14 protein-coding genes are annotated in these 14,412 nt (G+C 38.4%); 4 read left to right on the top strand and 10 right to left on the bottom strand.

The annotated features are described in order from the left end of the window. Positions 1-22: 22 nt before the first annotated feature. Entirely contained in the window at positions 23-520 is a 498-nt protein-coding gene (locus tag AM592_RS04055) for a methylated-DNA--[protein]-cysteine S-methyltransferase (protein WP_376773318.1), read from the bottom strand. Beyond that, positions 517-2,727, bottom strand: a complete 2,211-nt coding sequence (locus AM592_RS04050) for a PAS domain-containing sensor histidine kinase (RefSeq protein ID WP_053602595.1) — start codon at positions 2,725-2,727, stop codon at positions 517-519. The genes AM592_RS04055 and AM592_RS04050 overlap by 4 nt, the downstream gene beginning before the upstream one ends. A 255-nt stretch (positions 2,728-2,982) precedes the next feature. On the opposite strand from AM592_RS04050, the gene AM592_RS04045 reads away from it, so the two are divergent. After that, the gene (locus AM592_RS04045) at positions 2,983-3,948 is read left to right on the top strand and encodes an acyltransferase family protein (protein ID WP_053602594.1); all 966 of its coding nucleotides are present in this window, start codon (positions 2,983-2,985) and stop codon (positions 3,946-3,948) included. Between the two features lie 22 nt (positions 3,949-3,970). Here AM592_RS04045 and AM592_RS04040 read toward each other — a convergent pair whose 3' ends face one another. The 5 genes from AM592_RS04040 to htpX form a co-directional block, all read right to left on the bottom strand. Next, positions 3,971-4,159 carry a hypothetical protein gene (locus AM592_RS04040; protein WP_053602593.1) on the bottom strand — a complete coding sequence of 63 codons (189 nt, stop codon included), beginning with the start codon at positions 4,157-4,159 and terminating at the stop codon, positions 3,971-3,973. Position 4,160: 1 nt separating this feature from the next. Beyond that, a complete protein-coding gene (locus AM592_RS24320) occupies positions 4,161-4,307 on the bottom strand; it encodes a hypothetical protein (RefSeq protein WP_098945193.1) in 147 nt (48 codons plus the stop codon). 128 nt (positions 4,308-4,435) lie between these two features. Then, complete coding sequence (locus AM592_RS04035) at positions 4,436-6,448, bottom strand: penicillin-binding transpeptidase domain-containing protein (protein ID WP_053602592.1); 2,013 nt, start codon at positions 6,446-6,448, stop codon at positions 4,436-4,438. Positions 6,449-6,483: 35 nt separating this feature from the next. After that, positions 6,484-7,830, bottom strand: coding sequence for a TrkH family potassium uptake protein (locus AM592_RS04030; protein ID WP_053602591.1), 1,347 nt, complete (start codon positions 7,828-7,830; stop codon positions 6,484-6,486). Positions 7,831-8,064: 234 nt separating this feature from the next. Continuing rightward, positions 8,065-8,958 (bottom strand): protease HtpX, encoded by an 894-nt coding sequence (gene htpX / locus AM592_RS04025; protein WP_053602590.1) that lies wholly within the window; start codon positions 8,956-8,958, stop codon positions 8,065-8,067. A 142-nt stretch (positions 8,959-9,100) separates the two neighbouring features. On the opposite strand from htpX, the gene AM592_RS04020 reads away from it, so the two are divergent. Both AM592_RS04020 and AM592_RS04015 read left to right on the top strand, forming a co-directional pair. Beyond that, complete coding sequence (locus AM592_RS04020; protein WP_053602589.1) at positions 9,101-9,805, top strand: DUF1836 domain-containing protein; 705 nt, start codon at positions 9,101-9,103, stop codon at positions 9,803-9,805. A gap of 144 nt (positions 9,806-9,949) precedes the next feature. Further along, positions 9,950-10,144 (top strand): alpha/beta-type small acid-soluble spore protein, encoded by a 195-nt coding sequence (locus AM592_RS04015; protein WP_053602588.1) that lies wholly within the window; start codon positions 9,950-9,952, stop codon positions 10,142-10,144. A 7-nt stretch (positions 10,145-10,151) separates the two neighbouring features. On the opposite strand, the gene AM592_RS04010 is transcribed toward AM592_RS04015, so the two are convergent. The 3 genes from AM592_RS04010 to AM592_RS04000 all read right to left on the bottom strand — a co-directional run bounded on the left by AM592_RS04010 (position 10,152) and on the right by AM592_RS04000 (position 13,212). Beyond that, entirely contained in the window at positions 10,152-11,438 is a 1,287-nt protein-coding gene (locus tag AM592_RS04010; RefSeq protein WP_053602587.1) for an anti-sigma factor domain-containing protein, read from the bottom strand. Then, entirely contained in the window at positions 11,435-12,187 is a 753-nt protein-coding gene (gene sigI, locus AM592_RS04005; RefSeq protein ID WP_053602586.1) for an RNA polymerase sigma factor SigI, read from the bottom strand. Before sigI ends, AM592_RS04010 begins: the two co-directional genes overlap by 4 nt. Before the next feature lie 242 nt (positions 12,188-12,429). Then, on the bottom strand, positions 12,430-13,212 hold the full coding sequence (locus AM592_RS04000; protein WP_053602585.1) for a TerC family protein: 783 nt from the start codon (positions 13,210-13,212) through the stop codon (positions 12,430-12,432). A 328-nt stretch (positions 13,213-13,540) separates the two neighbouring features. Here AM592_RS04000 and ku point away from each other — a divergent pair, with 328 nt between their 5' ends. Then, entirely contained in the window at positions 13,541-14,407 is an 867-nt protein-coding gene (ku, locus tag AM592_RS03995; RefSeq protein ID WP_053602584.1) for a non-homologous end joining protein Ku, read from the top strand. The last annotated feature ends 5 nt before the right edge of the window (positions 14,408-14,412 follow it).

Below are 14,412 nucleotides of genomic sequence, written 5' to 3'. Positions count from 1 at the left end.
AAAACGGAACATGCCATTTGAATTATTTTTCCTTAAACAAAATGTTTTCATGCTTTAGCAATATCGCTTTTTGATCTGTTTTTTGGCCGGCGTACCCGGTAAGAGACGAATTTTTTCCGATCACCCGGTGGCAAGGAACAAACACAGGTAGCTGATTGCATTTGTTTGCTTGGCCGATTGCTCTCACGGCAGCCGGCTTGCCAATTTGCAGAGCAATATCCGAGTAGCTTCTGGATTCACCGTAAGGGATTAAGCTGAGAGCCTCCCATACGTTTTCTTGAAATGGCGTTCCTTTTTGTTTGATAGGCACTGTAAAATTTGTACGTATCCCATCAAAGTACTCCTGCAACTGGAAAATCGCTTGTTGTAAAAGCTCCGTTTCCTTAAAGCGTATCTCTATACCTTTGTTTAGCAGCTTATCAAGCTGGGCTTGATCCAACAGCAAATGACTGATATACCCGTCAGTTTCAAGGATCGATACTTGTCCAATCGGAAGATCAACTTTCATTCCATAGATCACTTGATACTCTCCTCTTCGACTTTTTGCCTGATCGGCAAGGTTAAATAGAAGCTTGTTCCTTTTCCTTCTTCACTTTCTACTTCTATTTTCCCTTGATGCTCTTTCATAATCTTATAGCTGACCATAAGACCAAGTCCTGTCCCTCTTTCCTTCGTTGTATAAAAGGGTTCTCCCAATCGCTTTAATTTATCTTCACTGATTCCGCTGCCTTCATCCGTCATAGAAATACATATATGATGATCATCAACAGACTTAATCGCCACGTATATATTTCCACCAGAAGGCATGACTTCAATCGCATTTTTTAAAATATTTATAAAGACCTGTTTTAATTGATTTGGTTCGCAGTATATGTCGGCGATCTCTTCATAGACGTCAAGATGGATTTGTACATTGCTCATGTTTGCTTGGGCATGCAGGAGTTCAATTGTATCACTCATAATTTGCGTTACGTTTCGTTCTTCATACATAATGGCCTGGGGCTTAGCAAGAATTAGGAATTCCGTAATGATAGATTCGATTCGTTTCAGCTCAGAGGTGATGACGTTAAAATATAGTGTATAGTCCCCTTCGATACTGCTTTTCAACAGCTGGATAAATCCTTTTAAAGCAGTCATCGGATTCCTTATTTCATGAGCGATGCCTGCAGCCAGCTCGCCAACAACGTGCAGCGTATCCGACTTCCTCAGCCGCTCCTCAAGCTCTTTTCTTTCAGTAATATCCCTGAATAAGGCAAGATTCATATTATGAATAATGTTTCTCTTATAGGAAAATTCCAATATCTGATCTTCCTCTTGCTTTAAAATGATCGGAAGCTCGTTATTCTTCTCGCTGAGCGATATGACCCGATCTGCCGATGCAGCGTGCTCAACCTCGTATTTTGAGATTAAATCAGTAATTCTGGATTCCTTTATCTTTTGCAGCGGAAGATTTAAAATTTCACCCGCGACAGGATTGGCATCGATAATTTCATTATTATTGTTAAAAAGCAAAAAGCCATCCATTGCACCATTGAACACTTTTCTGAATTTCAGTTCATTTTCTCTTAGTTCCTTTTCCATCCTTTTACGGTCGCTTACATTTCGCAGAACGGTTAAGTGATGATCTTCAAATATTATTTTTTTCGACGTAAATTCGAGTTCTTTGTATTGCCCATTTGGCATATAAAATTGAAGCTCAGCCCTTAACTCGTTTTTTTGCTTGTATTGCTTTAAAACCGTTTCGAATTTGGGGTCGTTTTTGTCGATAAAGTCTAGAAACTTGCTCTGTAAAAGCTGTTCCATCGGAAGTTCAAAAATTTTACAAGCAGAAGCGTTAGCTTCAATAATTTGTCCATTATTTTTCCAAATAATTATCGCATCCATCGCATTTTGAAATACTTCTCGAAAGCGTTCCTCGCTTTTTAAGAGCTGAATTTCCATGTTCCTTTTTTCCGTTATATCTCTCATAATCGACATATAAAAACCGCTGATAATATTTGAGGTAATAGTGAATTCAAACAGCTTTTGATCACCGGAAATAAGAGTAACCGGCAGCTCTCCTTTTGCGCGTCCCTTCGCATCTAGCGTTTCCCATATTTTTTTTAATTTTTTCTTAAATGGCTCTCTTATAAAAAGATCAAGTTTCAGCTTTGACAATTCCTTCTTGTCAATTTGAAAGCTTTGACAAAACGAACGATTTGCATCAATAAAATTTCCTTGCTTGTCAAAGATAACAATTCCATCAACAGCGCGTAAAAATAAATCCTTAAATAGCTGTTCATTAATAGACCTCTCGCGCTCAAGAATCTTTTTTGAAGAAATATCCCGCAAAGATGCAAATGACCATTCCTCACCGTCAATTTTTTTCAATAGCATTTCAAGATGCTTTGTCGTTCCGTTATCCAGTTTTACACAAACATCCTTTTTTATATGTCCTTTCTCATTAAAGCGCTTTAAATCCAGCTTACTTTTAGAAAGGCTGGGCAGAAAATCGTAGATAGACCTGTTAATCAGCTTGTCTTTTTTTATCTGCATCAATTGAGAGGCAGCTTCATTGGCGTGAATAATAGTTAGCTTATGATCGAACATAAACATCGCATCCCAAGCATGTTCAAACATAATCCGCTGCATTGCCAATTGTTCTTTTAGACTTTTATTCTCAGCGCTTTTTTTTGCAAGCTCTTCTTTTAATTTTAAGGAATCATTATAGTCAAGTGTTTCATTCATCCACTTTACACTCCCTCTTCTTTACCTATCCTCCCTTTAATTCTACAATAACCAGCAACTTCCTTCACAGTTTCTGAACAATTGAAACATTTCATCCACCTAAAATTCGTTAGTTTACGATAACTTTCTTTACTTTTCTTTTAAAACAAAGTAACATTTCCTGGTTTTCCATTTAAAAAAAGAACCGACTCCCTTTATCATTCACTAGATATGAGGGAATAAGGTTTGATCATATTCTCGAAAAAGGTGGTTATGATGGAGAAAAACAGAGAACCCTACTTTGACAATGCAAAATTCCTTCTCGTCTTTCTTGTCGTTTTTGGACATATTATACAATCTTATATAAGCAGCAATGAATTCATGCTTAACATCTATAAATTTGTTTATACCTTTCATATGCCGGCGTTCATACTCGTTTCTGGCTATTTTTCAAAAGGGTTTAATCGTCACGGGTATATAAAAAAAATTACGTACAAACTCATTTTCCCATATTTAATTTTTCAAGCCATCTATACAATTTACAACCATTTCATCCAAGACTCAAAAATCAAATTAAATCCTTTTGATCCCGAGTGGTCGCTCTGGTTTTTAATCAGCTTATTTTGCTGGAACTTGCTTTTGTTTCTTTTTACAAAAATCCCGCCAAAGCTGGCATTCACTGTATCATTAGTGATAGCTCTGACTGTAGGTTATGTTGATTTCGTCAATCATGTTTTAAGCTTATCTAGGACACTCGTGTTTTTCCCAATCTTTTTAGCTGGGTATTATCTAAAGAAAGAACACTTCGATAAAATTCGTACCATGAAATCGAAGCTCACTTCTATCGCAATGCTCACAGTCGTTTTTATTTGCTGCTTATTGATACAGTTTGATTATACTTGGCTGTTTGGCTCAAAACCGTATTCATATTTCGGTGAACCAGGCGTTATTAGCCTGGTTGAGCGGCTAGGGTTTTACTGTTTAACTTTCGTTGCGACATTCAGCTTTCTTGCTATCATTCCCGAGAAAAAATATTTCTTTACTCGGTGGGGCACACGAACCCTATATGTATACCTGCTTCATGGCTTTGCGATTAAATTTTTTCGCCACAGCAGCACGATGGAATGGCTCCATAATTACGAAAGCTTGTTGATGGTTACCTTACTTGCAGCTGTACTTACATGCTTCTTGTCAACAACATTCGTGAAAAAATTGGCTGAGCCAGTCATTGAGTTAAAATAATTTCTACAAAAAACGGCCGGAATTACCGGCCGTTTTGTTTATCCTTACAATCGCTCTTTTTCTTATCCTTCAGCTTCCCTACTTGAATCAACTCAAAAAACTTTCCTGCATGAACATCTCCCAGTTCATGGGAATATTCTTCCTCGAGAATTTTGGGATTCATTTTTTTCTTATGGTTTTCAATGTCTTTGCTTTTATGATTTTTGCCCATGTTACTCCCCTTGTCTGCCGTGTTTTGAGTTTCGGTTTGCAGGATTGGTTTCATGGTGAACTTGAGTCAAATACGAATCTTTCCCCATACTTTCTTTCGGCGTTTGATTATTTTTTAATGCTTCATCTCTTGCTGCTTTTCTCTTCAATGTGCTTCCTCCCTTTTGTAGTTGTTTGTTTCTTTTGAAAATGCATTGGTCTCCTCCTCTTTCTCATAGGTTCACCATTTTTACTGCCTTTCACTTCTATAAAGAAATGGAAAAAACACTGAATTCCATCAGTGTTTTTCCGTGAACAATGCTTTTCCTTTTTTTACAACGTAGGAGCTTCCGCCCTTTTTAGAAACATCTTGAACCATCATCGTAACCAAAAGGTCTTCATTTTTATAATCATAGGCTACAAACCAGCCGTTTTCTTTCCCGTTTTCGTCATCCTGGCTTGCTTTTAATTCCGCCGTTCCAGTTTTCCCTGCTATCGTCAGTTTTTTATTAACGGGTTTATAAGCTGAACCACGCGGATCCTCGACTACTCCTTTTAAGCCTTCAGTAATATATGAAGCCCCGTCCTTAGAAACGACTCCTTCATGCCAAGCATTTGGACTTTGGCCTTCTTTTTTCAGCAAATAAGGTTTAATCATATTTCCTTCATTAACAAATGAAGTATAAGCAGCAGCCAGGTGAATCGGTGACATTAGCATTTGCCCTTGCCCGTATCCGCTATCCGCAAGCATGATCTCATTTTTAATTCCTTCGTTGGCTATCGTAGACTTTTGTGTCGTAAATTCATAGCCAAGCTCTTCTTCAAAACCAAAGGATTTCAGCCCTTCAACAAATTGATCGGTTCCTGTATCTAAAGCAGTTTGCGCAAAATAAATATTGTCGGATGTTATCAAAGCATTGACAAGATTCACTTGATTCAAAGCGTCTGATACCCTTGTAACACGGTATCCGCCCCATGATGAATCTTTTTGCCACTGTTTGCCGTTTATCGACTTAGCCTCCTGCGGATTTAGCTTTCCTGAGGCAATCCCGATTGCTGCTGTGATCGGTTTAATTGTCGATCCAGGAGCATATGTTTTATTAAATTTGGCTGAAAAAGGCATATCAGGGTTTTGGATCAGTCGGTCCCACTCATCAGGAGCCCACCCAAAAAGAAAACCATTTGGATCATAGGACGGTGTACTTGCAAGAGCAAGCGTTTCACCTGTTTTTGGTTCAAGTACAACCGCTGCACCCGTATCGCCCTTTAGTTGCTCATATGCTTCGGTTTGTTTATCAATATCGATCGTTAATTGGATGTCCTTTCCGTCCTCTTTGCCTGAAGATGCGATCATTTCATTAGATTCGGGAATTTTGATCGTCCAGCCTGTTTTACCCCGAAGATCTTTTTCGTACAAGCTTTCTAAACCAACAACACCAATTAATGATGAAGGACTATAACCTTCTTTCTCTTTTTCAGCCAGCTCTTCATTCGTAATTCCTCGTATGTAGCCTGTTAATTGTGCAGCTTGTTCTCCATATGGATAATATCTTGACTCTGTCTCTTTTTTCATTACCCCAGGCAATTGTGTCAGTTTTTCCACAAGCCCTGCCTGATCAGGTTTTAGTTTTTTTATCGGAACGTATGAATCGTCGGTTACCCAATTCGCTGCAAGAAGGGTTTCAATACTTTCACTGGTCATTTTGAGCTCTTTGCTTAACTCGGTAATCACTTTTTCTTTTTCGGAACCCAATTGTCCCGGGACGACGCCGATTTCATTTACTGTTGCATTGATCGCGAGCGGCTGCCCATTCCGGTCAAAAATTTGGCCGCGTTTCGGTTCATTCGCCGCGATTTGAATTGTTTCGCCTTCATTAAGCTGGGAGAACAGGAAGGAAGGATTCCAATTGAGCTTCCATTGATTTTTGTCGTAAGTTTTTTCTTGTACTAATTCAGCTTCGCCTTGAAAAGAAACAGGTCCCGCTATTGTGTTCATTGATACTTCATAAGGAATTTTTTCTGTCGTCCCTTGCTTGCCTTGCTTTTCCTCGTCTTCCTGCTTTGCTATTTTTACTTTTAGATCTTTTGCACCTATATCTTCATAAATCTTTTCATATCTTTCGACAAACTGATCCTTTGAAATGGACTTTTGTGCATTTGCTGATAGCTTTCCGTACATATTGGAAAATTCCTGTTTATTCCATTGATTAACAAACTCCTCCATGCTTTGATCAGGTGTCTGTTCGTTTGTACATCCATTTGACAGCAACAATCCCATTATAAGTAATAGCAGTAAATTGAGCTTTCGCATGACATCTTCCCCTTTTGTCTCTTTCGTCTAATTAACTATCCGATAATCACCCGTTCCTTAGGATAATGATAATCGGCTTCGACTACTTTCCTTCCAATCAAATACAACATTGTTAAGATACCAATTCTTCCAATAAACATGATAATCATCAGCACACATTTTCCGAAAGGAGTTAAATCAGGCGTAATTCCGATTGATAAACCAGTTGTACCAAAGGCTGAGCATACTTCAAATAGAACGGCGACGAATGAATGCTTCTCTGTAATTGTCAAAAGAAGTGTAGAAGCAAAAACGAGCAGTATCGCCATCATTGTAACGACTAACGATTTTAACAGGTCTTCCTGATAAAGCTCCCGTTTGAAAATTTTAACAGATTTGTTCCCTCTTGCAAAATGAAACAACGCCAGCAAATTAAGAGCAAACGTCGTTGTCCTTATACCGCCTCCAACAGAACTGGGAGATGCACCGACAAACATTAAGGCACAGATAAATAGCAGTGTTTGTTCCGAAAATTGGCTGATATCAATCGTCGTAAGCCCTCCGCTCCTCGTTGCAACGGATTGAAATAACGAATAAAAAAGGATTTCATGCCATGACATTCCTGAAAATGAGAATCGTGCTTCCAAGGCAAATATCCCCATTGCGCCGCCGGTAACTAAGAAAAAAAACGTAATGGTTGTCAACTTCGAAAAAAGGCTAAAGCGAGTTCTTTGATTCCTTGAAAACAAAAAATTCTTCACTTCAACTAAAACAGGAAAACCAATGGCACCCAAAATAATCAAAATCATGGTAATCAACTGGACAAAATAGTCATCTTTAAAAGGAACCATCGAGTCACCGGTAATATCAAATCCTCCATTGGTAGTTGCACTAATACTCGCGAAGAAGCCGTGTAAAAAAGCCTCCTTCGCATCATAGTAGGTCAAAAAATAAAGACTAAGGATCAGGCCGCCAATAAATTCAATTAATAGGATGAGCATTAATACCTGTTTTATCAATTTTACGATCCCAGATAAATGGGATTGATTATGCTCGGCCATAATAAGCATTCGTTCTTTCAGGCCAATTCGCTTTCCGACTATGATCCAGACTAAGGTACCTAGCGTCATAATACCAATTCCGCCCAACTGCAGCACTAGGGCTAAAATAAAGTACCCCGCTGTGCTAAAGGTTTCGGCTGTATTTACTACTGTTAAGCCGGTCACACTTACCGCACTTACCGCAGTAAACAGTCCGTCAACAAATGACCATTGAACGCCTCCCTTATGTGCAACAGGCAAACTGAGTAAAACGACTGAAATCGTAATAGCCAGAACATAATAAAGGGCGATTAATTGAAAAGGTGTTAATATATTCAGGATTTTTTGCAACTTTATTTTCATGAGAGTCCTCACTTTGGAATTAAATACAAACTACAGTATATAGAAAATCTTGTCGTTTTAAAAGTCTAATTCACTTGATTAACTATTCCAGTACGCAAAAAGAAGCATCTCTTCGGCAAGAGATGCTCCCATAGTTACTTTATCACAAATTAGTTCATCCAACGATCAGCTCGGATGAGTGTACGAAAGCTAAATATTAAACGCTCTCTTCACTGTACATCCCATGAACACTTATTATTTTGCTTCCAGCCGGCTGATTCGTTCGTTCAGATCAGGGTGAGTTGAGAAAATGGATGATTTTCTCCTGCCATTGATTTTTAAAGTCGCCACAGATGCTTGCTCTTCTTCTCTTACACGGGATGAGTAGTGTTGCAAAGAACGAAGTGCATGAATCATTTTGTCTTTGCCTGCCAAATCGGCTCCTCCTCTGTCCGCATGAAATTCGCGATGGCGAGAGTAAGCAAAAACAACAAGGCTTCCTAAAATTGAAAAGACAATTTGGAAGATGATCACTGCAATAAAATGAACAATTGGAGCTAGATCTTCCCTTACGAATCTTGAAGCGATCCAAGCAGCAACTCTGGCGAAGAAGACGACAAACGTATTGACCAGCCCTTGCAGAAGGGTCATCGTAACCATGTCGCCGTTGGCAATATGTGCTACCTCATGAGCCAGAACCCCTTCGACCGCATCATCGTCCATTTCATTTAGAAGACCTGCAGAAACGGCTACTAACGATTTGTTTTTCGAAGGGCCGGTTGCAAAGGCGTTAACCTCAGGTGACTGATAAATACCTACTTCAGGCATTTTAGTAATGCCCGCCGCGCGAGCAAGCCTGTGCACCCGCTCAACCAAGCGTTCTTCTTCAAGCGACAGCGATTGTTTTGCCGGGTTGAGTACCCGTACACCCATCATCATTTTCGCCATCCAGCGAGACATTGCCAAGGATATAAACGATCCCGTAAAGCCGACGATCGCACTAAACACAAGCAGATAGACAAGGTTGATGCCGCCTGCTGTGAAGTATCCATTGACTCCTGTTGCGGAACTTACAATTGTCAACACAATGCCAATCGTTGTGATAACAAGTATATTAGACAACAAAAAGAAAAAGATTCTTTTTCCCATTTTTACCCTCCATGTTATAATAAGATCAAATGAACTTATATAGAAAATTATATAAGAATCATTTAAAATTGCAAGAAATATCACTTATAAAGACAAGCTTTATCCCAAAAATCAACGAAGAAAGCTGATACAGAGGTGAGTTATGAAACTCCACAACTTAAACCGAATGGAAATGGTTAAGCTATTACATTCGCTAAAGGGCGAAATCGATGAGAAACCTTTAGAAATAATCAGTAAGTCAGAAAGAAGCAAGCACGACACAGTCGTCCCTCTTTTTTTGATGAGGTATGAAAAACGAAAACAAAAAAAGGATTACGGCTTTTCAACAAATGAAATTGTTGAATTAGGAAATTTATGTGAGCTGACATCCTTAAAGCCTTCAGCCATTCAAAATTGGATTAAACGAGATATAAAAGATTTAATCGGCCATCCAGAGCTCGGCAAAAAATATTCTGTCGATCAAGTGGTGATTCTTTTAATTGTACGAGACTTAAAGTCCATTTATGACTTTGACACGATCAGAAACATTTTAAAGCTGCTTTTTAACAACATTGATGACCGGTCTGACGATGTCGTCAGCCCTATCGATTTTTACGAGGGCTGCGCCCGGCTTTTATCCATTATGCTGTCTGAAGAAAAAAATTATTCACTGAAAGATAACGAAATCACGATTATACTAAAAAAAGAAGCAGAGCAGCTTGCTGGTTTATTTCCACATCTAAACAATGAAGACTGGGAAATGGTGAAGGAATTAACAGCTGCTACTGTTCTTTCGATTCTATGCTTTCATTTGCAGGTATCCGCCCAATCCATTGTCCAGCATGCACTTTCTGATCGGCCAATGTAAAAAAGTAAGCGTTCAAATTACGGGCATATGTCCGGTTTTTTTGAATGCAAAGTTTTATATCCCTCAACAATTGCCAGCATAAAAATTAGGAGGCAGCCAACACTATACATGCAGCAATTTTTATATAAAGGGGGGTAAAAAAACATGGCACGAAGAAATAAATTACTTGTTCCGGCAGCCGAACAAATTCTTGATCAATATAAATTTGAAATCGCAGAAGAATTCGGAGTTCAATTGGGGTCAGACACTGTGTCACGGGCCAATGGATCTGTCGGGGGAGAAATCACCAAACGTTTGGTTCAACAAGCACAAGCTCAATTAAATGGAAATACAAAATAACCATAGATTAATCGCCGGGATTTCTCGGCGGTTTTTTTTCAGAGTGCTGTTTATTTCTCTTATCGCTCTCTTCTCTCTCCTCTCTTCTCTCTCTCTTTTTGTCATATTTGGATAGAAAAAATTCGTCATTATCCTTCCACTTTTTTTTCGAATAATAACTCTCGTCCTTATTTTCTTCATGTTCATTTTTACGATCATGTAAATCGTTCTTTCTGTCTTCTTTCTCATTTTTGTGAATTTCATCTTTATTATCGTTTTTATTAGTTTTGTCTTCATTATCATCTTTTTCATCGTTTTTATTAGTTTCGTTTTCATTGTCATCTTTTTCGCCTGACCAGCTCTCGTTTTCCTCTTCATCATTTTGCTGATCTTTGTCTGATGGTTTTTCAGGTACATTTTCTGGATTCCCATCTTCTGATTTCTCAGTTTCGTCTTCAGCTGGTACATTGTCGGAAGTTTGGTCTTTTTCGGCGTCATTTGGGATGTTTTCGTTGCGATCTTCCTGCTCTGAAGTTTCTTTATCTGTGTCTATTCCTGGAGTTTTCGAGGATTCCTTTTCTTCAGAATCATTCGAAAGGTTATCGTCGCTTTTTGAATCCGGTTCTTTTTCAAGGACCTTTGATTGCTCTTCGCCTTCAAGGTATTTCCCTGTAGAAACGCCTTGTTCTTTCGCTTTTTTTCTAGTATCTAAATCAGATTTCAGGGTTCTCATCTTATAGTCTTTTTTTCTGTAGTTCGTTGAAATTTCATCTATTCGGTTGTTTACATCTGTTTGATATGTATTCTGTGTATCATTTTCAAAAACTGTTGAAATAAGAATTTCTTGATTTTTTACAAGATAATGGGATTTGGAGCTGTTCGCAATAATCTCGTCTACCACTTTTCTTACGTCCTTTTTTCTCCAATCATTCATCCCATTTAATAAGTTTTCACCTTCGGCATTTAACGCACTGATTGACAGCACTTGACATTTACTGTCCAACGTCAACTCAAAGCTGGGGTTAATATCAATCGTCATATAAGCATACGCCTTATTATCAGCGAACATCGGTAAAATTGTAAAAACAAACAACACAATGGCCGCTATTGAAATAACGCCTGACTGAACAGGGCGAAGCCGGAGCAAATCAAAAAAGCCGGCACGCCTTCTATCTACCCTTGTTTCCGGCATAAATGTGATTTCCTCGCCAATTTCACAAATACTTTCATGCTGTTTAGTTTTTAAAAATTGTCCGTCAGGGGTAAGCAACGTGACAATTCCTCCCGATTTTTCAACAACGATTCCTTTTTTCATGAATGAAGCACCCCTTTTAAATACTCTCTCAGGTATACATAGTTTCCAGATAAAATAATAAACATGGCAATGATATATTTTCTGTTTCGTTCGATTGTTTTTCTGCTAACTTCAACAAGCTTTTCAAGCTGTTTGACAGGCAGTTGTTTTTTTTCTGTAAGTATGGCTTTTAAATCTTCATTTTCATTTAAAATAACAGCTACTTTAATCGCATTCTGACGTGCATCGGCATGTTTAGGCGACTGTTTAATCAGTTCTTTAAAGGTCAGCCCATATTCATTAAGTTCTTTCGTAAAATGCAGAATTTCTTCTTTTCGTGACTCTTGTTCACTTAAACGATGATATTCATCAATAGAAAGGCTTGCCTCTACTTTGCTTTGGGAAGATTCCAAATCATCTCCCTCTTGCAAGTCCATATAGATGTTTTGTGCATTTTTTGCTTCTTTTCGAATATAATCAATCACTTTTCGTTTAATAATCAATTCTGCAAATGCCAGCAGAGAATTCCCTTTTTCAGAGGAATATTTTTCTATCGCTTCATTAAAGGCAATTAAGCCTATGCTAAATTCATCATCTTTTTCGTCTATATATCGTTTACAAACGGAAGAAACAGTTTTAGCCACAAATGGCTTATACTGATGAATCAAATCATTTCTAAGCTCAAGGTCTCCCTTTTGGATAATGTTGATTGACTCCTCTAACGTTTGTTTTTTGCTTGTCCTTAATAAAAGGCTAAACACTGGTTTCACCTCAGTTCCTCCCTGTTCACCCATTAATAATAGCTAATTTAACAGGGATTCGCAAAGGAAGAAAAGTGAAAATCAATGTTTTAGACGGATTGTAACAACCCGCTATTTTATATCTATTAGAAAAATACGTGGAAGTGCGCGGTTATAAGGGGGTTCATAGTGTGAATTTGTAATACATCTGTTAACAAACTGAAATGTTGTTTCACTTACAAAAAAAAGGCTCCAATAAGGAGACCTTTTGCTTAGCCTTGATTCATTTTTCTTATTTTATCTTCTGATTCTATCTGATTCGGCTTAGAGAGAAACCATCCGCCCACTGCAATTCCAGCCAGAACGATCCAGAAAATGAGATTAAACAGGCCGCCATGGATAAATTCATGAGATATCACGTGAATGTCCTCATGACCCAGTGTAAACAAAGCAAGCTTTACGCCTACCCATCCGACGATTAAAAACGCCGCTGTTTCTAAGCTTGGACGACTCTTCAACAGATTGACAAACATTGTGGCAGCAAACCTCATAATAACAACCCCGATTAATCCGCCGGCAAGAATAACAGCAAATTGTCCGCCGTCCATACCGCCAATTTCTGGTAAATTTGTTGCCGGAAGTGTTACGGCAAGCGCGACTGCTGCAAGTATGCTGTCAACAGCAAAAGCAATGTCCGCCAATTCGACTTTTAAAACAGTTGCCCAAAAGCCGCTTTGCTTCGTTTTCATTTCGTGCTCATCTTTTTTGAATACAAATTTTCTCAGCACATGATTGACAGCGATATACATGAGATAAATCGCTCCAATTGCTTGTACCTGCCAAACATTCACTAGGAAAGAAATTGCAAACAAAGCTCCAAATCGAAGAATTAATGCACCTGCTAAACCATAAAATAGAGCTTTTTTCCGCTGTTCATCAGGCAAGTGCTTAACCATTACTGCCATGACAAGGGCATTATCAGCAGCCAAAATCCCTTCCAATGCAATAAGCACCAGCAGTACCCAACCGTATTCTAATAATAATGATACATCCAACTGTTTCTTCCTCCTTAGTTTTTTCTTCTTCCATTTCCTAATAATGGCAGAAAATGAAAAAGACCTCTGCCATTATTAGGCAAAGGTCTTGCTAAACATGGTTAGAAAATCATGTCAACAAAGCCGATGAAATTAAATTTCATGAATTGACGACTTTGTTTCCGAAAAAACTTCCGGACGCTACTCCCCTTTGGAGAAAGAAGTATTCTTTTATAGACTAATCTTATTATGATTTGATCAGGTTGTCAACGTTTTTTTGAACCAAAACTTTCTACTCATGAAATCAGTACTCTTAAAAAAAACTATAAAAAAAGGAGGAGGAAAAATCATGCATACGATGTGGAAAGGATCGATCAGCTTCGGTTTAGTAAACATTCCGATAAAACTCTTTTCAGCAACGGAAGATAAGGATATAAAGCTCAGAACTCTTCATACTGCATGTCGTGCCCCTATTAAATACGAAAAAGTCTGTACAAATTGCAATCAAGAGGTCTCTCCGAAAGAAATTACAAAAGGGTATGAATACGTCAAAGGAAAATATGCGATTTTTTCAGAAGATGAGCTCGCTGAGTTAAAAGAAAAAAATGAAGAAAAAGCGGTAGAAATTGTTGATTTTGTCAAATTAGAAGAAATTGATCCGATCTATTTCAATCGATCCTATTACATGGGGCCGGGTGAAAACGGAGCTAAAGCATACAGCCTTCTGCGTGAAGCGCTACGGAAAACGGGAAAAATCGGAGTAGCCCATATTACCATACGTTCCAAAAAACAACTCGCAATATTAAGAGTGTTGGAAAATTCTCTTTTAATGGAAACCATTCATTATCCTGATGAAATCAGGCAAGCAGACCACGTCCCTGCCGTACCCGAAAATATTGAGATCAATGAAAAAGAGCTTCAAACGGCCATTAAGTTAATTGATGAATTGACGATTCCATTTGACCCTGAACAATATGAGGACACGTATCGTGTAGCGTTTTTGGAAAAAATCAAAGAAAAACTGCAAAAAGAAGATCCAGTCTCGCCTACTGCCACTCCGAAGGAAGATGTAGTTGACTTGGTCAGTGCCTTGCAAGCCAGCATAGAGCGTACAAAAACAGGTTCAACAAGACCGAAAAAACCTGTACCTCTTCATCAAAATGCCGAAAAGAAAAAACAAAAAACGACTCGAAAAAAAGCTACCGGAGCACAGTAAAACTT

It is taken from the genome of Bacillus gobiensis (assembly GCF_001278705.1).
Lineage (GTDB): Bacteria > Bacillota > Bacilli > Bacillales > Bacillaceae > Bacillus > Bacillus gobiensis.
Note: the sequence above shows the minus strand (reverse complement) of the source record. Positions and strands in the feature narration are given on the sequence as shown.